This window comes from Arthrobacter humicola (assembly GCF_022803015.1).
GTDB classification, from domain to species: Bacteria; Actinomycetota; Actinomycetes; order Actinomycetales; family Micrococcaceae; genus Arthrobacter; species Arthrobacter humicola_A.
On record NZ_JAFKON010000006.1, the window covers coordinates 251,125 to 271,603 of the forward strand.

The 20,479-nt window shown below is 65.9% G+C and carries 18 protein-coding genes, 2 tRNA genes and 1 pseudogene; 7 read left to right on the forward strand and 14 right to left on the reverse strand.

Features of this window, described 5'->3' with window-relative positions; all coding sequences use genetic code 11:
• Positions 1–71: 71 nt before the first annotated feature.
• Positions 72–731, reverse strand: a complete 660-nt coding sequence (locus ARTB_RS13990) for an NAD(P)H-binding protein (protein ID WP_028276505.1) — start codon at positions 729–731, stop codon at positions 72–74.
• A 20-nt stretch (positions 732–751) separates the two neighbouring features.
• Positions 752–1,520 (reverse strand): annotated as a pseudogene (gene yidC, locus ARTB_RS13995) (membrane protein insertase YidC); the annotation flags it as partial.
• A gap of 570 nt (positions 1,521–2,090) precedes the next feature.
• Here yidC and ARTB_RS14000 point away from each other — a divergent pair.
• Complete coding sequence (locus tag ARTB_RS14000; RefSeq protein WP_243181119.1) at positions 2,091–2,312, forward strand: hypothetical protein; 222 nt, start codon at positions 2,091–2,093, stop codon at positions 2,310–2,312.
• Positions 2,313–2,860: 548 nt separating this feature from the next.
• Here ARTB_RS14000 and ARTB_RS14005 read toward each other — a convergent pair.
• Together ARTB_RS14005 and ARTB_RS14010 are read right to left on the reverse strand one after the other, a co-directional pair.
• Positions 2,861–3,133: a hypothetical protein gene (locus tag ARTB_RS14005; protein ID WP_243181120.1), complete on the reverse strand. Its 273-nt coding sequence runs from the start codon at positions 3,131–3,133 to the stop codon at positions 2,861–2,863.
• 1,084 nt (positions 3,134–4,217) lie between these two features.
• On the reverse strand, positions 4,218–4,463 hold the full coding sequence (locus ARTB_RS14010; protein ID WP_243181121.1) for a hypothetical protein: 246 nt from the start codon (positions 4,461–4,463) through the stop codon (positions 4,218–4,220).
• Positions 4,464–4,658: 195 nt separating this feature from the next.
• On the opposite strand from ARTB_RS14010, the gene ARTB_RS14015 reads away from it, so the two are divergent.
• Positions 4,659–5,216 (forward strand): recombinase family protein, encoded by a 558-nt coding sequence (locus ARTB_RS14015; RefSeq protein WP_243181122.1) that lies wholly within the window; start codon positions 4,659–4,661, stop codon positions 5,214–5,216.
• A gap of 124 nt (positions 5,217–5,340) precedes the next feature.
• Here ARTB_RS14015 and ARTB_RS14020 read toward each other — a convergent pair whose 3' ends face one another.
• From ARTB_RS14020 to ARTB_RS14045, 6 genes are all read right to left on the reverse strand, one after another.
• Complete coding sequence (locus tag ARTB_RS14020) at positions 5,341–6,453, reverse strand: LPO_1073/Vpar_1526 family protein (RefSeq protein ID WP_243181123.1); 1,113 nt, start codon at positions 6,451–6,453, stop codon at positions 5,341–5,343.
• Complete coding sequence (locus tag ARTB_RS14025) at positions 6,450–6,647, reverse strand: hypothetical protein (RefSeq protein WP_243181124.1); 198 nt, start codon at positions 6,645–6,647, stop codon at positions 6,450–6,452. The genes ARTB_RS14020 and ARTB_RS14025 overlap by 4 nt, the downstream gene beginning before the upstream one ends.
• Positions 6,648–7,004: 357 nt before the next feature.
• A tRNA-Met gene (locus ARTB_RS14030) sits at positions 7,005–7,078 on the reverse strand.
• Positions 7,079–7,140: 62 nt separating this feature from the next.
• Positions 7,141–7,212: transfer RNA gene (locus ARTB_RS14035), tRNA-Thr, on the reverse strand.
• 234 nt (positions 7,213–7,446) lie between these two features.
• Positions 7,447–9,585, reverse strand: coding sequence for a DEAD/DEAH box helicase (locus ARTB_RS14040; RefSeq protein ID WP_243181125.1), 2,139 nt, complete (start codon positions 9,583–9,585; stop codon positions 7,447–7,449).
• A 390-nt stretch (positions 9,586–9,975) separates the two neighbouring features.
• Positions 9,976–10,629 carry an MOSC domain-containing protein gene (locus ARTB_RS14045; RefSeq protein ID WP_243181126.1) on the reverse strand — a complete coding sequence of 218 codons (654 nt, stop codon included), beginning with the start codon at positions 10,627–10,629 and terminating at the stop codon, positions 9,976–9,978.
• A 187-nt stretch (positions 10,630–10,816) separates the two neighbouring features.
• On the opposite strand from ARTB_RS14045, the gene ARTB_RS14050 reads away from it, so the two are divergent.
• The 5 genes from ARTB_RS14050 to ARTB_RS14070 all read left to right on the forward strand — a co-directional run bounded on the left by ARTB_RS14050 (position 10,817) and on the right by ARTB_RS14070 (position 16,152).
• Positions 10,817–11,413 (forward strand): Tat pathway signal protein, encoded by a 597-nt coding sequence (locus tag ARTB_RS14050; protein WP_243181127.1) that lies wholly within the window; start codon positions 10,817–10,819, stop codon positions 11,411–11,413.
• A 2-nt stretch (positions 11,414–11,415) separates the two neighbouring features.
• Positions 11,416–12,627, forward strand: a complete 1,212-nt coding sequence (locus ARTB_RS14055) for a glutathionylspermidine synthase family protein (RefSeq protein WP_243181128.1) — start codon at positions 11,416–11,418, stop codon at positions 12,625–12,627.
• On the forward strand, positions 12,624–14,159 hold the full coding sequence (locus ARTB_RS14060) for an APC family permease (RefSeq protein WP_243181129.1): 1,536 nt from the start codon (positions 12,624–12,626) through the stop codon (positions 14,157–14,159). The genes ARTB_RS14055 and ARTB_RS14060 overlap by 4 nt, the downstream gene beginning before the upstream one ends.
• A 9-nt stretch (positions 14,160–14,168) precedes the next feature.
• The gene (locus ARTB_RS14065) at positions 14,169–15,377 is read left to right on the forward strand and encodes an acyl-CoA dehydrogenase family protein (RefSeq protein WP_243181130.1); all 1,209 of its coding nucleotides are present in this window, start codon (positions 14,169–14,171) and stop codon (positions 15,375–15,377) included.
• Positions 15,378–15,669: 292 nt separating this feature from the next.
• The gene (locus ARTB_RS14070) at positions 15,670–16,152 is read left to right on the forward strand and encodes a hypothetical protein (protein WP_243181131.1); all 483 of its coding nucleotides are present in this window, start codon (positions 15,670–15,672) and stop codon (positions 16,150–16,152) included.
• 90 nt (positions 16,153–16,242) lie between these two features.
• Here the strand turns inward: ARTB_RS14070 and ARTB_RS14075 are convergent, their stop codons facing one another.
• The 4 genes from ARTB_RS14075 to ARTB_RS14090 all read right to left on the reverse strand — a co-directional run bounded on the left by ARTB_RS14075 (position 16,243) and on the right by ARTB_RS14090 (position 20,418).
• Positions 16,243–17,004 carry an SDR family oxidoreductase gene (locus ARTB_RS14075; RefSeq protein ID WP_243181132.1) on the reverse strand — a complete coding sequence of 254 codons (762 nt, stop codon included), beginning with the start codon at positions 17,002–17,004 and terminating at the stop codon, positions 16,243–16,245.
• Between the two features lie 67 nt (positions 17,005–17,071).
• A complete protein-coding gene (locus ARTB_RS14080) occupies positions 17,072–18,430 on the reverse strand; it encodes a glycosyltransferase 87 family protein (protein WP_243181133.1) in 1,359 nt (452 codons plus the stop codon).
• Positions 18,431–18,538: 108 nt separating this feature from the next.
• The gene (locus tag ARTB_RS14085; RefSeq protein ID WP_243181134.1) at positions 18,539–19,900 is read right to left on the reverse strand and encodes an MFS transporter; all 1,362 of its coding nucleotides are present in this window, start codon (positions 19,898–19,900) and stop codon (positions 18,539–18,541) included.
• Positions 19,897–20,418, reverse strand: a complete 522-nt coding sequence (locus ARTB_RS14090) for a winged helix-turn-helix transcriptional regulator (RefSeq protein WP_243181135.1) — start codon at positions 20,416–20,418, stop codon at positions 19,897–19,899. The genes ARTB_RS14085 and ARTB_RS14090 overlap by 4 nt, the downstream gene beginning before the upstream one ends.
• Between the last annotated feature and the right edge of the window lie 61 nt (positions 20,419–20,479).

Here is a 20,479-nt window from a genome sequence, read left to right on the forward strand (position 1 = left end):
CCGGAGGCGGCCGGGCCATCCCGGGTGGATGCGCGGACCGCCCCCACCACCCTATCGGGAAGGGTCCTGGGCTAGCCCAACGGTTCCAGCGCTGCCGCGAGCGGGAGCGTGCCGTCCCGGAACTCGATGGTACGCCCGATCGTGGCCGGCAGCCCGAGGACCGCCGCCGCCACCAGGGCGACGTTGGCCCGGGCGGTTTCGGTGCCGTCGGACGTGTCGGCGGGGGCGACGTCGATCATCCCGTTGCCGGGTCCCGCGGTCAGCGTTCCGGGGCCCAGGACGGTCCAGTCAAGGCCTGAACCGCGCAGGTACTCATCCGCCGCGGCCTTGGCTTCGGCGTAGGCGAAGAAGCCGTTGTCCGCGGGGACTCCGTGGTCCGGCCCGGCCCCGAAATAGGACACCATGACGTACCTGCTGACGCCCGCTTCCGCCGCTGCGTCCATGGAACGGATCGCGGCGTCGCGGTCCACGGCGTAGGTCCGTTCGGGGCTGCCGCCGCCGGCTCCGGCCGACCACACCAGGGCGTCGTGTCCGTGGAGGGCTCCGGCGATCTGCGCCGTCGTCGCGTTCTCCACATCCAGCAGCGCCGGCGTGGCGCCGGTGGCCGCGACGTCGGCCGCATGGTCCGGGTTGCGGATAAAGGAGGTGACCCCGTGCCCTTCCGCCGCGAGGATCCTGGACAGTTCCAAAGCCACTTTGCCGTGGCCGCCGATGATTGCGATGCGCGTCATGGTCCCATTCTGTCCCACCGGACAGCGAACTGCTGCCCCATGGTCCACAGGTTGGTGGTGGTCCAGTAGATCAGGACGCCGATGGGGAACACGATCCCGCCCACACCGAAGACGACCGGCAGGCTGTACAGCAGCACCTTTTGCGGGCCCATGAGCGGTGTCGCCACGGCCTCGCCGGACAGGCTCCTGGCCATGATCTGCCGCTGCGTGATGAGCTGCGAGGCCGTCATGGCCAGGATCATCGCAATGGAGAGGATCCACACCGAGAGCTGACTGCCGCCGCCGCCGTGCAGCAGCGAGGCCGAGAGCGGGGCGCCGAAAATCGTGGACTCGTCGAACTGCGCGACCTGTTCGGGGCTCATGGCCCCGACGGCTTCTCCCTGGCCGGCTGATGCCGGACAGCATCTGGAACAGCGCGAAGAAGAAGGGCATCTGGATCAGCAGGGGCAGGCAGGCGGAGAACGGGTTGGTGCCGTGCGCCTTGTAGAGGGCCATCTGTTCCTGCGCCATGGCCTGGCGGGAGACCGGATCGGTCTTGCCCTTGTATTTGTCCTGGAGCTTCTTCAGGTCCGGCTGCAGCCGCCTCATGCGCTGCTGGACGTTGACCTGTTTGAGGAACACCGGGATCAGGGCGGCGCGGATCACCAGCACGAGCCCGATGATGGACAGCGTCCAGGTCCAGCCGCTGGCCGCCGGCATGCCGATGGCGCTGAGTCCGTCATGGAAACCCGCCATCATGGCTGAGACCAGCCATTTGAACGGGGCCATGATGGTGCCAAGAAGGTCCACTGATATCCCCAACCGTCAGTTGCTGCAAAGCTACGGCGAAACAAGCCGCTTGTCACGGGCTCGCGTTGCGGAAGGCACACCGCTGACCAGGAGACGATTCAGCCGGTGTCCGGGCGTGCCCGCACTGCACTGACGCCGTTGATTTTTTAATCCTCCCTGCGCGAAGTGCATTCCCGTAGTCGCCACCTTCCCCACCGACGAGCCGGTGCCGTGGCGGAGCTACAGCCGCCACTTGGGCCGCAAGCTATCCCCTAGCGTGGCCGAAAACAGGATTCCCTGAGCGTGTAGAGGTGGGAGGTACCAACCGCCCCCTCTCTCAGTCCCACTTTGGCCCAAACCCACCTCAGACGGGCCTGTCAGCTTCTATCCCGTACGACGTCGGAGGCGCTATCACTACCGGGGACAGCGGCGGGGCTGTCGCGGGTCCCTCCCCCTCCCCTTTGTGAGGGGGGCATGAGAGGACGGGGGCAACCGGACAGAATGTCAGGTGAAGGACCCGAGGACTGGATCCCCGCCCAGTAGGCTCGGGGCAAGGGCACCCTAGCGGCGGATTGTGGAGGCAAGGCAATCGTGGAAGGCATCGTGTTCATGCTTGTGGCGTCGGCGTGGTTCGTCTTCCGTAGGCGCATAGCCGCGTATCAGGTGTACCTGATCACGGAAAAGTTCAAAGTACTTGCCGTCAGGGACAAGGCTGAGCAAGCCCAGGGCATGGAGGGCATAGGCATCCTGTTCTGCTCGCTACTCTTCGGTGCCGGCGCCCTCATGGTGGTGCTCCACATTTTGTTCGACTAGCGGCTCTATCAAAACGATCGTATTGGGTGCATCTGCCCGCCACGGAAGGTATACGTCTGCCCGTTGGCATGACTGACCTCCAGCCGTACGATGCGGCCATGAGGAAAAACGTCGGGAGAGCCGGAGTAATGGCCCTCATCCTGTTCACTTTGTCGTCGTGTGCGGCGCAACCGGCCTCCACCGGCGCCGTGCCAAGCGGTAGTGCCGCGCCTTGTCACGGCGCCTATGTTGCTGACGTTGACACGAGTGTTCCCGGAGAGCCAACCCCTGAAGCGGCCGCGGTGACGTGGGCTAAGTCGGTAAACGCGCCTTCCGGCGCTCCAACCGATGGATGGAAAGCAATCGATGAACGGACGGCGCGCAGTGGTGACTGGATTGCCGGTGTAAGCCGGACCATTCCTGGCGGCTGGGTAGTTTCTGGTCTCGGGTGCGGCATCACCCGGAGCTAACTTGAGTGGTCCCCTGTGACCGTCAGTTCGGGATTGGCGGTCAAATCGCAGCTCCAAATGGCGACTTTCCGGATCCGCGGGGGAATCTCCGTCGCTCGATCAGATACCGGATATTCGTGTCTGATTTGGAGCTTCAAGTGTTCCTGTTTCAATGCACTTCGGGAAGTTCGAGAGTGCGAAGTCCTTGAGCTTGCTGTCGACGATCAGTTTGGCGACGGCTGCCGGGGATGAGCCAGTGGCCCCGATGGCTTCGATTTCTTTCTTGACTGACTCTTGATGAACGGTGGCCTCGGCGGCCGCCTGGCCCGCGAATATCGTCAGGATGGCGATACCAATGAACGCGCTAAGACTTATCATTTTCTGGCGCTCCATGAGTGGCGACGAAGCAGGATGAAAACGAAGAACGACAGCGAGGTCAGCAAAGGGATTGCAGCAGCAGCCAGCGGGAAATACCGGACCTGGAATGACTTGACCACCGACCCGTCTCGCATTCCGAAGGCACATTCGACTCCCAACGGGGCGAAGCTATAGGCGCCCCCAGGGAACGACGGCGAGCCCTCGGGGCCGTGGATGAGCCCGGCCGGCAATAACTTCCTGTAGCAGAAGTTCGAAAACGTGGAATATCTGTGGGACATGAGAACTGAGTCGATTGTTCCGACAGCGAAGTACCAGAGGACAGACAGCAGCAGGAAGACCCACAAGAACACCGGTGTTTTTCGCACGATTGCCCCTAATGAGTAATGGCATCACTCTCTCACATAGCGTTGAATTGTCTCTGCATTTTTCCTTGTGCTGTTGAAAGGGCGCGCCATCCTGAGTGCCGACCGGCATCTGGGCCAGAACGGTCACCTCGACCAAGGCAGAGTTGTCTGCGGTGAGGTCTTGGACGGCCCGAACAATACCTAATAGCCCGGATCTGCGCAGCCAGCCGAGGCAAGCCGATCAACCCCGGCAAGCACGCCACGGAAGCGGACTAGCCTGATGGCGAACCGACGGCTGACTCCCCCAATCGCCTACAGAAGCTAAAGAAGTGGCGCAAGAGTTGAGTCGTGATCTGGTTCCCCGCCGTTTCGACCAAGGAGGTGGGTGCACGATCAATAGATATATTGCAAAAACGATGGAAAGACGAGGCGGAAGGATCCGGCTATTCCGCGCCGTTGCTCTTCCGCTTGCCGAGCCACTGCTCGCGGTACGCGTCGGTTTCCCTCTTTTGCTTCTGGCCCCGCTCTGCTGCCCAGGCGACAACGAAGTAGATCAGAACCATTCCTAGAGCGAACTGCCAATTAATGAGCACCCCGGCTAGGAGGCCAAGCAGGACACCGGCAGCGACTTTAATCAGCCATCGGGTTACCGTTCGTGGTCGGTCGCTATTGAACATGGCTCACGGTAACACCGACAGGTACGCACTGAACTGGCCGGTCGTTCGCAGAAACGATGGGCTTATGAGGAGAGCTGGTCATGCCTCTGGATGCCTAGGGTCTTTGCCTCGTTCGCGCCAGTAGTCGTCCCGTTGCTTCCGCACGAATCTGACAAGATACACCACCAGGGCCACTGTGAGGATGGCCTGAATGGCCACGACGATCCACTCCCACGGTGCGGTGCGCAGTGCCGGTATCCACGCGGGTATCAGGAAAACGGCGACCATCGCCACCATGGCGACCAGGGCGGGGAGGCCAATGTGTTGCCGTTGCGGGGTGTTCATGGCTCACCCTATCCATTCCGATTCTTAAAAACGATCGTTTGCTGAGTGCCAGCATGGCGGCCAGCCATGGGTGGCTGACCCTCGGAAATTAAAGGGAACTGCTTTATCATTACCCTTCTCATAAACTACTTCTTATAACAAGCTCAAGAGTTGAGTAACTGAGAATGGGGAATGGGAATGGCACTGGTTGGATATATGCGAGTCAGCACGGCAGATCAAAACACAGACGGGCAGCCCGATGCGCTGTTAGCGGCCGGGGTCAAAGCTGACCCCCGCCACCTGTTCCAAGACCACGGCGTCAGCGGGGCGAAGGCCGAGCGTCCAGGCCTCACCCAGTGTCTGGATTCCCTGCGGGAAGGCGACACGCTGGTAGTCGCCAAGCTGGACCGCTTGGGGCGGTCCCTCGGGAATCTCGTGCAGTTGTTCCAAGAACTGGCGGAACAGGGTGTGGGGGTTCGGGTGCTGGACAACCCCATGCTTAGCACGGACGGCAACAGTGCCCAAGCGAAGCTCATGCTGGGTATCTACGGGGCGTTCGCTGAATACGAACGTGACCTACTCCGCGAGCGCACGAACATCGGGCTTGCTGCGGCGCGTGCGCGCGGCCGCAACGGGGGGCGGCCGAAACTGCTGGACAGCGCGAAGGTCAACAGGGCGAAGCAGCTGCACGCCGCTGGGGTCATGAGCCCCCAGGAAATAGCGGACGCTGTGGGCGTCTCGGTTGCCACGCTCTACCGCTACCTCGCCAAGTGAATATTGAGTCGAAGAATGCCCCCGGGTTACCCCTGGGGCTTTCGTGTGACAAATTGCAGATCATGAGGGCCCCGGCAACTTGCGTCTCGCGTTACCGTGGCCTTTGGCTTGTGTGTCGCTTACATCAGCGGAGTAGGTATTCGTGCAAAGGTGGCACACCCGCCATGCTAATAAACCGAGCCGCGTTTGAGTATCCAACTGCCGTACCGGCCGAGGTTCTGATTGGAGGGTAGGGAATCTGGTTCCACCATGCCGCGCATGCGGCCAGTTCGGGACGAGCATCCACGGCTTCGACAAACCGAGGTACCACATCAGGATCGTGTTGATCTATCCCCGTGTCCGATATCGCAATTTCGACGGCCCGCTGTTGCTGTTTCGACGAGAGGGGAGGGCTTTCAAGGTTTGCTTTAAGACTCTCTATGCGGGCGTATGGCAACCTGAGGTATCCCGGCTTGAGGTAGTGCGGCACTAGTTTGAACTCAACGCCGGCCTCGTCCAAGAACTTCTTCTCCACATTCAACGCTTGGTCTTCCGCCACACCTCTGCAGGTGTAGCCGGGGACCGCCGCCGCAAACTTCTCTTGAAAGTTCTTGAGCGTTTGTGAGCCCGTGCGTTCGATTCGAGCGAGGCCGAGTATGTCGATGTGATCCAACCACCCCTCCCCCATCGGGAGTATGTCGAAGCCGATTTTCCCAAGGCCCCGACTGTAGAAATCAAGTCCGGTCTCGATGTCCCCCTGTCCGGGCTGCAGGTCCCACAAGTAAAACAGAAGCGTAAGCCCTTGCAAGGCCGCATCATCAAGGCTGTCAACAACGTCGACCGCTCTCGCGATGCTGGCCCGAGCCCTACGGTCGCCGTCGCGAGTCCGCTCACCAAGTAGGTTGGCTAAGAGATCGTAGTCCGCCTCGCGTTCTGTTGACGCGGCCCCGATCTGTGCCCGCTTAAGAAGCACTTGGAACGCCGGGTCTTTGAGCGCGTCCAAGGTTCCCTCGTGCGCAAGCACGTCTAGTAACTTTTGGTCGAACAGTCCGATTCGGCTCTGTGCCACCACTTGACCCTCAGCTACATACGTCGCCGCCACTTCCTTGCGGATGGTGTCTAAGATGCGGTCACCCTCCTCCCGCAGCGCTACCTCCATTTCCTGTTTCGTCGGGCCCAGTTGAAAAGTTTGGTTGATGACGTCGCCGTGCACTTGAACCTGGGAGGATCCAGATCCCGCCTTCTGGCTCTGAGTCACTTGCCGCGTTCCTGGAGGTAGTCATGTCCAACTTGGTTCTGAGTGGCGTCATTTCCCGCCTTCTGGCTCTGCCGCACCAATTGCTTCTTCGTTGTGATTCTCCACGTGACCGCTGAACCGGCCCCACCCCCAACAAGCAGGCCGATCACGAGCATAACCAGCTCGGTACCGAGCCCATCGAAAAATCCATCCATAGTGTCCCCCCTAGTAAGCCGTTCCGAATAGAGTATCTCCACTGCACGGCCCTCACGGGCGGGCAAGCCACGACCGCAGCCTTGGAAGATACCGCCCACCCTGGGGCACTGGGCGTGTCTGAGTGCCCTTGGGATGCATGAGCGTGACGGCAAGTGCCCCACCAGTTCGGCAAACGGCCACAAAGCCTCGTGTGGGCTCCAGCCGCACGTCGCGATTGCGGACTGTATCCATTTTGTATCCACCATTCGGAGAAAAGGATGGATTTTGGGGGAACGGGAAGGATCAGGCCCTGATCGTCTCTAAGCGAGAAAACAGAAAGACCCCCGGAATCTCAATGATTCCGGGGGTCTTGTCTGTAGCGGTGGGGAGGCTCGATCTCCCGACCTCACGATTATGAGTCGTGCGCTCTAACCAACTGAGCTACACCGCCGTAAATGAGGAAAACCTGCGCTAAGCCGGTCAAAAACCGCCTTGACACAGGCCCTCATTCAGAGCCCCCCACCGGAATCGATCCGGTGACCTCGTTCTTACCAAGAACGCGCTCTACCACTGAGCTAGGGGGGCAACGAGTAAATACTCTACCGGAAGATTCGCCCACCAACAAATCGGCGGCCGTACGACGCCGGACCGGCCGGAAACAGCGGAAATCCGGGCTCCCGGGGCGGTCCTGGGGGCCCGAATCGGCTCCCGGGACCAATCGGCGGCCGCCGCTGTGACGAAGCGAACACGGGGCCGGAAGCTTAAACAAGAACGGACCGGCTCACAGGGAGCCGGCCCGTTCTCAGAGGGTGCTAGTGGTTACCACTTGTTGCGGGGCTTGAAGCCGCCTTCGGTGCGGGGTTTGCGGGTGTCCGCGCCGAAGGTGCGCTGCTCGGAACGCTCGCTGAACGAGCGGCCGCCACGGTCAGCGGAGGACCGCTCGCCGTCGCCCTTGCGGAATTCGCGCTTGAAGCCGCCGTTGCCCTTGAAGTTGCCGCTGCCGCCGGAGTAGCCGCCACGGTCTCCGCCGCGGTCGCCGCCACGGTTGCCCTGGTAGGAACCGCGGTCCCCGGCCGGCTTACGGCCGTTGTCGAGCTCCAGGTGGATCAGCTCGCCGCCGATCCGGGTGCGGGACAGCGCCTTGAGCTGATCGGCGCTCAGGTCCGCCGGGAGCTCCACGAGGGAGTGGTCCGAGCGGATGTCGATGCCGCCGATCTGGGCCGAGGAGATGCCGCCTTCGTTGGCAATGGCGCCAACGATGGAACCCGGCATGACGCGCTGGCGGCGTCCGACGGCGATCCGGTAGGTGGCGTTGCCCTCGGTCAGGGTGCGGGTCGGGCCGCGGGAGCCGAAGCCGTCCTTGGAGCGCTCGCGCTTCTGGAACTCGGGCGCTGCCGGCAGTTCCTTGACCAGCAGCGGCTGTCCGCCCTGGGCCATGACGGCCAGTGCGGCGGCGATTTCCGAGGCCGGCACGTTGTGCTCTTCCTCGTAGGAGGAGATCAGGTCGCGGAACGCTGCAACGTCCTCGGACGCGAGGGTCTCCGTGATGCGCTCGGCGAACTTGCCCAGGCGCAGCGTGTTGACGGTCTCGGCCGTGGGCAGGTGCATCTGCTCCACCGGCTGGCGGGTTGCCTTCTCGATGGAACGCAGCAGGTACTTCTCGCGCGGGGTCATGAACAGGATCGCGTCGCCGGAACGGCCTGCACGGCCGGTGCGGCCGATGCGGTGGACGTAGGACTCGGTGTCGTGCGGGATGTCGTAGTTGACCACATGGCTGACACGCTCGACGTCCAGGCCGCGGGCGGCGACGTCGGTGGCGACCAGGATGTCGATCTTGCCGTCGCGCAGGGCCTCGACCGTGCGCTCACGCTGCTGCTGCGGGATGTCGCCGTTGATGGCGGCAGCCTGGAAGCCGCGCGAGCGCAGCTTGTCGGCGAGGTCCTCGGTAGCCATCTTGGTGCGGACGAAGGCGATGACGCCCTCGAACTCTTCGACCTCGAGGATGCGGGTCAGCGCATCGAGCTTGTGCGGGCCCATGACCTGCAGGTAGCGCTGGCGGGTGTTGGCGCCCGTGGTGGTCTTGGACTTGACCTGCACCTCGGCCGGGTTGTTCAGGTACTGCTTGGAGAGCCGGCGGATCTGGCTCGGCATCGTGGCGGAGAACAGCGCAACCTGGCGGCCCGCGGGGGTCTGCTGGAAGATCTGCTCAACGTCTTCGGCGAAGCCCATGCGGAGCATCTCGTCGGCCTCATCCAGCACGAGGTACTGGAGTTCGGACAGGTCCAGGGAACCCTTGGCGATGTGGTCGATGACGCGGCCGGGGGTACCGACAACAACCTGGGCGCCGCGGCGCAGGCCGGCGAGCTGGGGGCCGTAGGCGGAGCCGCCGTACACCGGCAGGACGGTGAAGTCGTCGATGTGCTTGGCGTAGGAGGTGAAGGCCTCGGCAACCTGGAGCGCGAGCTCACGGGTGGGGGCCAGCACCAGGGCCTGGGTCTTGCGGGACGGGCCGTTGAGGTCGTGGAGCTCGGCCAGGCGGGACAGTGCCGGTACTGCGAATGCTGCAGTCTTACCGGTACCCGTCTGGGCCAGGCCCACGACGTCGCGGCCTTCGAGCAGCAGCGGGATGGTTGCTGCCTGGATCGGGGACGGCTTCTCGTAGCCGACGTCCTGCAGAGCGGCCAGGACACGGCCATCGATGCCGAGGTCTACGAACTTGACGCCTTCTTCTTCGGCGTCCTCGTCCTTGGCCGGGGCGGAAGTGGCCTCGGTCTTGGTCTCTGCCTGCGGGGCAGCTTCGGTAGCTTCGGCGGCCGGTGCTACAACGTTTGCAGGAGCCTCGGTGAATTCCGGGGCGGAGCCGGCTGCGGGGGCAGCCGTTTCAGAAGTCTCGACGTCGGCCTGGGTGTTCTCGGTGGCGAGTTCGGTGTCGACGGAGTTGTTCTGATTTTCGGGCATAGGTGAAATTTCCTCATCCATAGGGGCCAAGCGGCACAACCCGAGGTGAGCGGAGCCGCAGTACGCGTGACACGAATTGCCGGGCGTACGGTTGACCGGCGGGTCACATAGAAGTCCGGCGCTTTCGCAATCCCGTGGCAGGACTTCCCGCTGCATCTCTTGGCTGCTATCCCAGCAGTCTGTACAGCGTTTTCTTTTGCCGGCTCTCCCTATGAAAATGCCCGCATCACATTTGCGGGCCCCAACACTTGCCAGTCCTGCCTCAAGAATTGGGCAGGAATAAGGGATTTCCGGAGTGGGGGATATTTCAAGTGTAGGGCATGGAGCGGAACAGTGGTAATTGAGGGGCCGACGGGGGCTGGTGAGCTTGCGCACACCGGCTCCCCACGCCTAGACCCCGAGACGGCGCTGCAGCTGTTCGAACCTCTGGTGGTACTCGGGCTGCAGGCGGATCTGGCCGTCGGCGTCGGCGTCGCGCAGGGCCTCCATGTCCTCCAGGGTGGGATCGGTGAACCACTTGGCGATTGTCACGCCGTGGGCAGGGACAAAGAGCCGGTGGATGTGGTCTCCGGCCTCGATGCTGCCGGTCCGGACCACGCGGAGGTAGGTGCCCACCCTGCCGGCCTCGGTGAACCGCTGGACCCAGTGCGGCTCGCCCATCCGCCGCTGGAAGGTGGCGCAGGGGATGCGCGGGGAGGTGACTTCCACCTCGACGTCCAGTCCGACCTTCCACCGTTCGCCGATCACGGCGTTGGAGGCGTTGAGGCCCGTGATCCGCAGGTTTTCGCCGAAGATGCCCGCTGGCATGTCCCGGTCGAGTTCGCCGGCCCAGTAGTCGGCGTCGCCCTGCGAGTACGCGTAGAGTGCCTGGTCCTCGCCGCCGTGGTGGATCCTGCTCGCCTGGATATCACCGCGCAGGCCAAGTTTGTGGACTTTCACCGGTCCGTCCACGGGGCGCTTGTCGATCGCGGTGACCCCGACGCTGCCGGGATCATCGAGCAGCTGGTGAACCCTGCAGACAGCAAGCACGGATGCGGTTTCCATGGCACCAGTGTAGGCCTGCGGCGTGCCCGCGGCCCCGGACTCAGCGCCGGCACGCTTCCCACGCGCCCGCCGCAGACACGTCACGCCCTTTCCATCGCCCGGGATCCGGAGGCCGGTTAGGCTGGCGTCGGGAAAAGCACGCAAGCCTTCCGCGGGATACCCTGCGGCCAGACGTGAGGGGACAGATTTGGGCCGAAACGACGAGCACCCGGACAGTCCACGGCAGGACCGGAAGCAGCCTCCGTGGCAGATTCCACAGCCGGAGCTCCGGCCCGAGCTGCAGAACCAGCCCGGCCAGCCCGCGCCGCCGGGACTTCCGGCTGACGCCACTGCCCCCGCCGTGGTTGACCCCTTCGCTCTGGAACGCGAGCGCGGCCTGGCGGCCGCGGCGGCGCGGAAGAAGCGTTCGCAGCGCCGTACCGTCGTCGTCGGGCTGGGCGTCACGGCGCTCCTGGCCGGCACGATCACCGCCATGGTGGCCAGCAACGAGGACGAGGCCGACTACGCCCAGGTGTGCTTCAACGACGACACCGGCGAGCGGGTCGATGATGCCCGGTGCAACAACAGCAGCACGGACGGCCGCAGCTCCGGCATCTACGCCTGGTACTTCTACTCCCGCGGCGCCAGCGTGCCCGGGTTGGGCCAGAACCGGTCGGGCTACCCCAGCTACAGCAGGACAGTTCCCACCGGGGCCAAGGCGTCCACGGGGTACAGCGCCAAGGGCGGCACGGTCAGCAGGGGCGGCTTCGGCGGCAGCGCCAAGGGCGGAAGCACGGGAGGCTAGGGATGAAACGACTGGGATCCGCGCCGCGGCCGGACTGGAAACAGCGGATTGAAGCACAAGGCCTCGTCTTCTCCACCACGGCCCTGCCCGACGGCACGAACGTCGAGTACTGGCACGAAGGCGCCTACTACGAATTCACCATGGACGAAGTGGAGACCCTCGAAAAGGCCGCCGAGGACATGCACCGCATGTGCCTCGAGGCCGCGAAGTTCCTCGCCACCGGGGCCATGGGCAACATCGGGATCGGGCCGCAGGCCATGGAACTGGCGGCTGCATCGCTGCAGGCCGGCGATGTGGACGTCTACGGCCGCTTCGACTTCGTCTACGACGGCCGGGGCGGCCCGGCCAAGATGCTGGAGTACAACGCGGACACCCCTACCGGACTCATTGAGGCCGCCGTCGCCCAGTGGTTCTGGCTGCAGGACGTCCTTCCCGAAAAGGACCAGTGGAACGGCATCCATGAAGCGCTCATCCGACAGTGGAAGAGGCTGCAGTACCGCACCGGCATGAGCACCCTCCACGTCGCCCACTCCGAGGCGGAAGAATCCGGCGAGGACTGGATGACGGCGGCCTACATGCGGGACGTCGCGAGCCAGGCCGGCTGGACCACCATCGGCATCAACATGTCCGACATCGGATGGGATCCGGACCTCAACCGCTTCGTGGACCTCGACAACTTCATGATCAGCACCATGTTCAAGCTCTACCCCTGGGAACTGATGATGAAGGAGCCGTTCGGGCAGCGGCTGCTGCAGCGCGCCCACAATCCGCGCTGGGTGGAGCCGGCCTGGAAGATGCTCCTGTCCAACAAGGCCCTGCTCGCGGCGCTCTGGCACCTCTACCCGGACCACCCCAACCTGCTTCCGGCTTATCTTGACGGTCCCGGGCCGCTCACGGAGTGGGTGGCCAAGCCGCTGCACGGCCGGGAAGGGGACAACATCAGGATCCACGCCGCCGGCATCGATCTCGAACAACCCGGCGACTATGGCCGGGAAGGCTGGTGTTACCAGCAGTTCCATGCCCTTCCCGATTTCGACGGCAACCGCCCCGTGCTCGGCCTCTGGGTGGTCGACGGCGAATCGGTCGGCTGCGGCATCCGCGAGTCGGACGGGCCCATCACCGACTACTTCTGCCGCTTCGTGCCCAACACGATTGACGCGCCCGCCCCGGCCTCGAACCAGGCCCACTCCAGCAAGGCAGGTATTGCCCTATGAGCACCGGAACCACGACGACGACGGCCGGCGGCCCCGGGGGTCCCGCGGCAGTTCCGGCCAAGGGACTGCGCGCCGGGATCCTGGATCTCGGAGACTCCGTCATGTTGGGGCTGGCCTCCACCGCGCCGGTCTATTCGCTTGCGGCGACCCTGGGACTGATCGTGGCGGTGAACGGCAACTACACCCCGTTGATCCTGCTGCTGGGCTTCGTGCCCGTGCTCTTCATCGCCTTCGCTTTCCGTGAGCTCAACAGCGCCATGCCGGACTGCGGGACCACCTTCATCTGGGCCCGCCTGGCGTTCGGTCCCTGGGCCGGCTGGCTGGGCGGGTGGGGCGTGGCCCTGGCCGGCGTCGTGGTCCTGGCCAACCTCGCCCAGGTCGCCGGGCAGTACCTGTGGCTGCTGATCGGCGACGGTTCGCTGGCCGGGAACAGCCTCGTGGTCACCGCCACCGGTGTGCTGTTCATCGTGTTCATGACCTTCGTGAACTACCGCGGCATCCGCCTCGGGGAACATGTCCAGCGGGTCCTGACCTACGTGCAGTACCTCTCGCTGGGCATCTTCGCGATGGCAATCATCTTCCGGATCGCGGGCGCGGTGCCCGGCGCGGCCCCTGGCCAAGCCTTCGACCTTGAGTGGTTCAACCCCGCCGGTGCGTTCGCCGATCCCGGCGCGGTGGTGCATGGAGCCCTGCTGGCCCTGTTCATCTACTGGGGCTGGGACACCTGCCTCGCGGTGAACGAGGAGACCGAAAACCCTGCCACCACGCCCGGCCGAGGCGCCGTCATTTCCGCGCTTGTCCTTGTGGCGATCTACGTCTCTGTGGCCCTGCTGGTGATGATGTATGCCACGGTGGGCACGGAAGGGATTGGGCTGGGCAACGAGGCCAACCAGAACGATGTCTTCCTGGCCATGAAGGACGTGGTGCTGGGCCCCTGGGGCTGGCTGATCGTCGTCGCCGTCCTGGCCTCGGTGCTGTCCTCGACCCAGACCACCATTCTTCCCACGGCCCGCGGCACCTTGTCCATGGGCGTGCACGGAGCCGTGCCGCGCAGGTTCGGCGAGGTCCACCCGCGCAACCAGACGCCGGGGTATTCCACCCAGGTCATGGGTGCCGCGGCCGTCGCCTATTACGTCCTGATGAGTTTCCTGAGCGAGAACCTGCTCGCCGACTCCATCAGTTCGATCAGTTTGTTCATCGCGTTCTACTACACCCTGACCGGCTTCGCGTGCGTCTGGTACTTCCGTGCGACCCTGCGCAGCTCGGCGCGGAACTTCTGGTTCCGCGGCGTCATGCCCCTGCTCGGCGCCCTTATGCTGACTGCGGCATTCTTCGTCTCGGCGGTACAGATGTGGGATCCGGACTACGGCGATACGCAGATCTTCGGCGTCGGCGGGGCCTTCATCAGCGGCGTGCTGCTCCTGGGGCTGGGCGTGGCGCTGGCCGCCGTCTGCCGTTTCGCGCCGTCCACGCGGGGCTACTTCCTGCAGCACCACCCCGCCGCCGGCGCGCCCCTGCAGGTGCGGCCGTAGGATGCTGGCATGAGCAACGAAGCTGGCATGAACTATGAGGCCAACCTTTCCGACGTCTCCGATGTCCTGGCCATCGATTCCCTGCTGAGCGCGGAGGAGCGCACCGTGCGCGAGCGCGTCCGCGATTTCACGAACCAGCGGATCCGGCCGGGCATCGCCGGCTGGTACGAGGACGCCGTGTTCCCCCTCGAGCTCGCCCCGGAACTTGGCGAGCTCGGCGTGCTCGGCATGCACCTGGAGGGCTACGGCTGCCCCGGCCGCTCCGCCGTCGAATATGGCCTCGCGGCGATGGAACTCGAGGCCGGCGACTCGGGCGTCCGCACGTTCGTCTCCGTGCAGGGCTCCCTCGCCATGACGGCCATCCACAAGTGGGGCTCCGAGGACCAAAAGCAGGAGTGGCTCCCCCGGATGGCCGCCGGCGAACTGATCGGCGCGTTTGCCCTGACCGAGCCCACGGCCGGCTCGGACCCTGCCTCGATGAAGACTTTCGCCCGCCGCGACGGCTCCGGCGACGACGCGGGCTGGATCCTGGACGGCGCGAAACGCTGGATCGGGCTCGCCTCCGTGGCAGGCGTGCTGGTGGTGTGGGCCATGACCGACGACGGCGTGCGCGGCTTCCTCGTCCCTGCCGGCACCGCGGGCGTCACCGCGACGCCGATCGGGCAGAAGCTCTCGATGCGCGCCTCCATCCAGTGCGACATCACGTTCGACGCCGTCCGGCTGGGCCCGGAGGCGCTGCTGCCCGCGGCGCGCGGGCTGAGGGGTCCCTTCTCCTGCCTCAACGAGGCCAGGTACGGGATCGCGTGGGGAGCTATGGGCGCCGCGCGGGATTCCTATGAGGCCGCGCTGGCCTACTCGCAGGAGCGGCTGCAGTTCGGCAAGCCGCTGGCCGGGTACCAGCTGACGCAGGAGAAGCTGGTGAACATGGTCCTGGAGATCCAGAAGGGCACGCTCCTGGCCCTGCACCTGGGCCGGCTCAAGGACGCCGGCAGGCTGCGTCCGGAGCAGATCTCGCTCGGCAAGCTGAACAACGTGCGGGAGGCGCTCAGCATTGCCCGGGAGGCGCGCACGATTCTGGGCGGCAACGGCATCACGCTGGACCATTCCCCGCTGCGGCACGCCGCCAACTTGGAATCCGTCCGGACCTACGAGGGCACGGACGAGGTCCACACCCTGATCCTGGGCCAGCACATCACGGGTCTCCCCGCGTTCCGCTGAGAGCCGCGGGGTATTTCGCGGCAGTGCTTCCGTGTCCGCTCCTCACGCGATACGGATGAGGCCAGTGATGCAAGTGGTGACTGCTGGGTTTTCGGGTAGCCAACACTCGTGTTCTCCCGGGGGCGCATTCGTACAGTGGTGCCATCGCCACCGGAGCAGAGGCAGCCAAATAGCCCACGGCACTTCTTCTCTGGCCGGTCGAACCGATGTCGTCCCGCCCGTCCCAGACACAGGAGCTGAGCACCCTGCGTGCCCGACGGGCGGAACGGGCTGCCAAGTAAAGGGGGACATCATGAGTCTCAACGCAAAGCCAGCCGCGTGGACACTTCGTTTCTTTCCGGCACGTCACGCCACTGCCGGCGCGGGCGGCGACGGCCAGGACAGTTCCGCTTCCGACCAGGGACCCCACCGGCACCGGGCCCGCATCAGCGTGGCACTCGTCCTGGACCGCGACCGGCTTCAGGAGAGCATGGGGACGGTCCAATCGTGGAAGTTCCACGACTTCGTCAGCACCTTCCAGCTCATGCTTCCCCACCGGGTCGAAAAGATTCACCAGGCCCTGGCCGGCGGGGACTGGGAGGGCGCGCGCCTGGCCGCCCAAAGCCTGTCCTGGTCCGCGTCCAAGGCCGGTGCGTGCCGGCTCGAACTCATCGCCGACCTCATCGATGCCGACCTCCAGTCCGGACGCAAGACCCGGGCACGGGAGACGGCCTGCCTCCTCCAAGGCGCCGCCACCGAACTGGCAACAGCCCTCGCCCTGCTGACCGCCGGCTGAGCGCCGGCTGACCGGGTCCGGCCACCACCGGACGCTGCCCAAAGACCACACACGCTCCATGAATCAGAGTGTCACCGGGGTCCCGGCGGCTCAGGCGGAGAATCCGCCGTCGGCCTTGACCAGCTGCCCGGACATCCAGCGGCCCTCGGGCGAGAGCAGGAACGCGACGGTGCCGGCCACGTCCGCCGGTGTGCCCAGCCTGCCGCCGGGGTGCCGGCGGGCCAGTTCGTCACGGAGCGGCTCATCCATCCAGCCGGTATCCACCGGCCCCGGGTTCAGTACGTTGGCGCTGATCCCGAGCGGGCCGAGTTCGCGGGCGGCGGCGATCACGATCCGGTCCAGGGCGCCCTTTGATGCCCCGTAGGGCAGGTTGAAAGCGGTATGGTCGCTGGTCAGGGCCACAATGGCGCCGCCGTCGGGACCGGCCTGCCGGGCGAAAGCGGCAATCAACTGCCAGCTGGCCCGGGTGTTGACCGCAAAGTGCCTCTCGAAGCTCTCCAGGGACGTGTCCAGGATGGAGGAGTCCACGGATTCTGCGTGGCTGAGCACCAGGCCCTGCAGGGTTCCGGCCTCCGCCGCGGCGGCGGACATCAGCCGGTCCACGGCGTCCGGGTCCTGGAAATCCGCCGGCAGCGCCACAACGGCAGCGCCGATCGCCTGGAGCTCGGCGGTGAGGCGTTCGACGTCGTCCGGCTGGACTCCCCACGGCATCCGGGCGTCGTAGTCCTGCCAGTACGTCAGCACGAGGTCCCAGCCGTCCGCAGCGAGGCGGCGTGAGATGCCTGCGGCGATTCCGGCGAGCCGGCCGACCCCGGTGACAAGGGCCGTCTTTCGTCCGTCGGGTGAGCTCATGCCGAACAGCCTAGCGGGGGCGGCCGCCGCGGCGCCTAATGAGTGCGCGGCCTGCTACGAGCGGTGCCTACAAGGAGGCTGAGGCAGTGGAGACGGCGGCCCGGACGTCCCGCTCGGCAACCGGCTCGGGGGCAAGGTCCGGCTCCGGCCCCAGCGGATCCCGCCGCAGGGCAACGAGCCAGCACACCAGCAGGGCCAGGGCGCAGAAGACGCCGGCGCTGGAGGCCATGATCCACACCCCGGGCGTCTGGATGTCGAGGTTTTCGGCGCCGAGGGCCGTACCGATGGTCTTGGGCGAGAACAGGAATACGAGGATCGACAGGCCCAGCACGCCGCCCATGGTCCAGCGCATCCCGACATACCGGCGCGGAGCTTCCCGCAGGGTCCAGGCGAAAGCCGGAAAGACCGCCGCGACCCACACCCAGTGGTGGGACCACGAGACCGGGCTGATCAGCAGCATGGTGAGCGCGGTCGCCGATACGGCCACGACGCGGGCACCCTGATCGCTGGCGGCCTTGATCACTGCGGCGCCCACGGCCACAACCGCCAGGCTCAGCAGCAGCCACGGCACGGTGACGTGCGCTTCCGGGACCCCGAAGTGGAGCAGGGCGCCCTTAATGGACAGGTTGTCCACATAGCCTGCTCCCCCCATCCGGGAGGTGTCGGGCAGCATCTGGAGCCAGAACTGCAGGGATTCGGCGGGCCGGAGCAGCCAGCCGGCCGCCACGGTGGCGGTGAAGCCGGCGGCCATGTTGCCCAGTCCGCGCCAGTCCTTGCGGACCAGAAAGTAGAGCCCGAACACCAGGGGCGTCAGCTTGATGCCGGCGGCGACGCCCACCAGGAAGCCGCTGCCGGGGAAACCGCGGGCCCAGCGCCGGTTGCGGGCCAACAGGTCCACGGCGATCAGGCCCATCAGCAGGGCGTTGATTTGGCCGAACACCAGGGTCTCGCGCCAGGGACCCAGGTTCAGCACGGCCAGGACCAGGACGGCGGCGGCCCAGCCGTTGCCGGGTGCCCGGAAGGTGTCGCGCCAGGAGGTTTTCGCGTTCCAGTACCGGACCGTTCGGACCGCGGCCAGGATCGCCACCCCGGCGCCGGCGGCGTTGAACAGGGTCAGCGCCGCCGCCAGGGGCAGCCGGGCCAAGAGGCCGAAGACGATGGCGGCGAACGGCGGGTAGGTAAACATCAGCGCCGGTCCGCCGGCCCAGTCCACGTTGCCCGCATACAGGGCTGAGGGTGCCGCGCCGGCGTCGTTGAGGATTTTGCCGCCGTACCAGTAGACGCTGAAGTCCAGGCCGTGCTTGCCCCAGACTCCGAGCGAGATCCAGATGAAGTAGGCCACCGCGGCGATGGCCGGGATGACGGAGAGCCGGAACAGGTGCGGGACGGGTGAATACCGCGCCGGGCTGCGGTCTGAAACGGGCACTGACATGTACTCCCCCATCGGGCTGCTGATGTAGGCGCTGGCCGTTTGATCGGTTCCGTCCAGGGCGGCGCAAACGCGCCCTCGCTGTCGGGTCAGTCTACAGAACAGCTACGCCGGGACCGGGACGGACTCCGGCTTCCGGGCGTCCCTGCGGATGGTGGCGCTGATGACGGCGGCGATGGTGCACATGGCAGCGGCGGCGAACCAGGCGTAGGTGTACTGGCCGGTGGCGTCCCGGACCGCCCCGGCTGCCAGGGCCGCGGCGGCCGCGCCGAGCTGGTGGGCCGCGAACACCCAGCCGAACACGACGCTCCCGTCGGCACCGAACACCTGGCGGCAGATCGCGGCGGTCGGCGGCACCGTGGCGACCCAGTCCAGGCCGTAGATGACCACGAACACGATCATGCTGGGCTGGACGGTGGCGCTGAGCAGCAGCGGCAGGACCAGCAGCCCGATCCCGCGGAACTGGTAATACACGGCGAGCAGGATCCGGGGGTTGAAGCGGTCCGTGAGCCACCCGGAGGCGATGGTGCCGATGATGTCGAAGAGGCCGACGACGGCGAGCAGGCCCGCCGCGGTGGTTTCGGGCATGCCGTGGTCGTGGGCGGAGGGGATGAAGTGGGTGCCGATCAGCCCGTTGGTGGTCGCGCCGCAGATCGCGAAGCCGGCCACCAGGGCCCAGAAGGTACGCACTTTGCTGGCCCGTTTGAGGACCTCCAGGGCACGGACCGCGGCGTTCCGGCGGGACTCCTGCACTTCCTGCCCGGCGGCCGGTCCTGTCGGTTCGGGTCCGCTGGATTCCGTGCCGGCGTTCGGGCCGGGGGCCGGCGGCGTCGCCCCGTAGGGCAGCACGCCGACGTCGGCCGGTGAGTTCTTCAGGAACATCAGCACGAGCGGCACCACGGCCAGCGCGCCGGCACCGATCAGGAGCGAGGCCTGCCGCCAGCCCGGATCCTGGGCAAGGGCGGCGATGAAGGGCAGGAACACGAGCTGTCCGGCGGCGCTGCCGGCAGTGAGGATGCCGATGACCAGGCCGCGGCTCTTGGCGAACCAGGTGTTGGCGATGGTCGCGGCGAAGACCAGCGCCATGGACCCGGTGCCGAGCCCGATCAGCAGCCCCCACGTCAGCAGGATCTGCCAGGACTGGGTCACGAGGACCGTCAGTGCACTCCCGGCGCCGATCAGCACCAGGGCCACGGCCGTGACTGCGCGGATGCCGAAGCGTTCCATGAGCGCTGCCGCGAACGGCGCCGTGAGCCCGAAAAGCACGAGGTTGATGCTGACCGCGGCGGAGAGCACGGTGGTGGACCAGCCGAACTCGTTCTGCAGCGGCACCATCAGCACACCCGGGGCCGCCCGGAACCCGGCCGCGCCGACCAGCGCGAGGAAAGCCACGGCGGCGACGGTCCACGCCGGGTGGATGCGGCGGCGGACCGGCGCCGGGGTCACGGTGGTTTCGGGGGCATTCATGCGGCGGTTCCGTTCTGGACAGGGGTGCCGGTGCCGGCCGAGGCCAGCGGCACGGGGTCCGCGGTGCGGGAGAGGCTGTGCCAGCTCGTGTTGGCGGCCGTCAGCGGTTCCCCGCAAGCCGTGCACGTGTCAGCCGAGGAGGTCCGCTCCCCGCAGCCGCTGTGGATGACGAACATGTGTGCCTGCCCGGACGGCGCCGGGAGATGCTTTTCGGCCCAGATCACGACGGCGTTGAGCACGGGGAGGGCGTCTTCGCCCATAGCGGTGAGGACGTATTCCTGGCGGGTGCGGCCGCCGTCGTCGTAGGGCCTCCGAGCCAGGAGCCCGGCGGCGACGAGCCCGGCGAGCCGCTTGGTGAGCACGGAATCGGCCGCTCCCAGCCGCTGTTTCATGGCATCGAAGCGGCCGTTGCCGAAGAACACCTCGCGCAGGACGAGCACGCTCCAGGGATCGCCCAGGATGTCGAGGCCGCGGGCCATGCTGCAGGTCCGTTGGGACCAGTCGGATCGAAGTGCCATGCGGCCACCCTAGCTGACTCTCTTAGAGAAAGCTAGGGTGGCCCGACGGAATGGCGCGGGC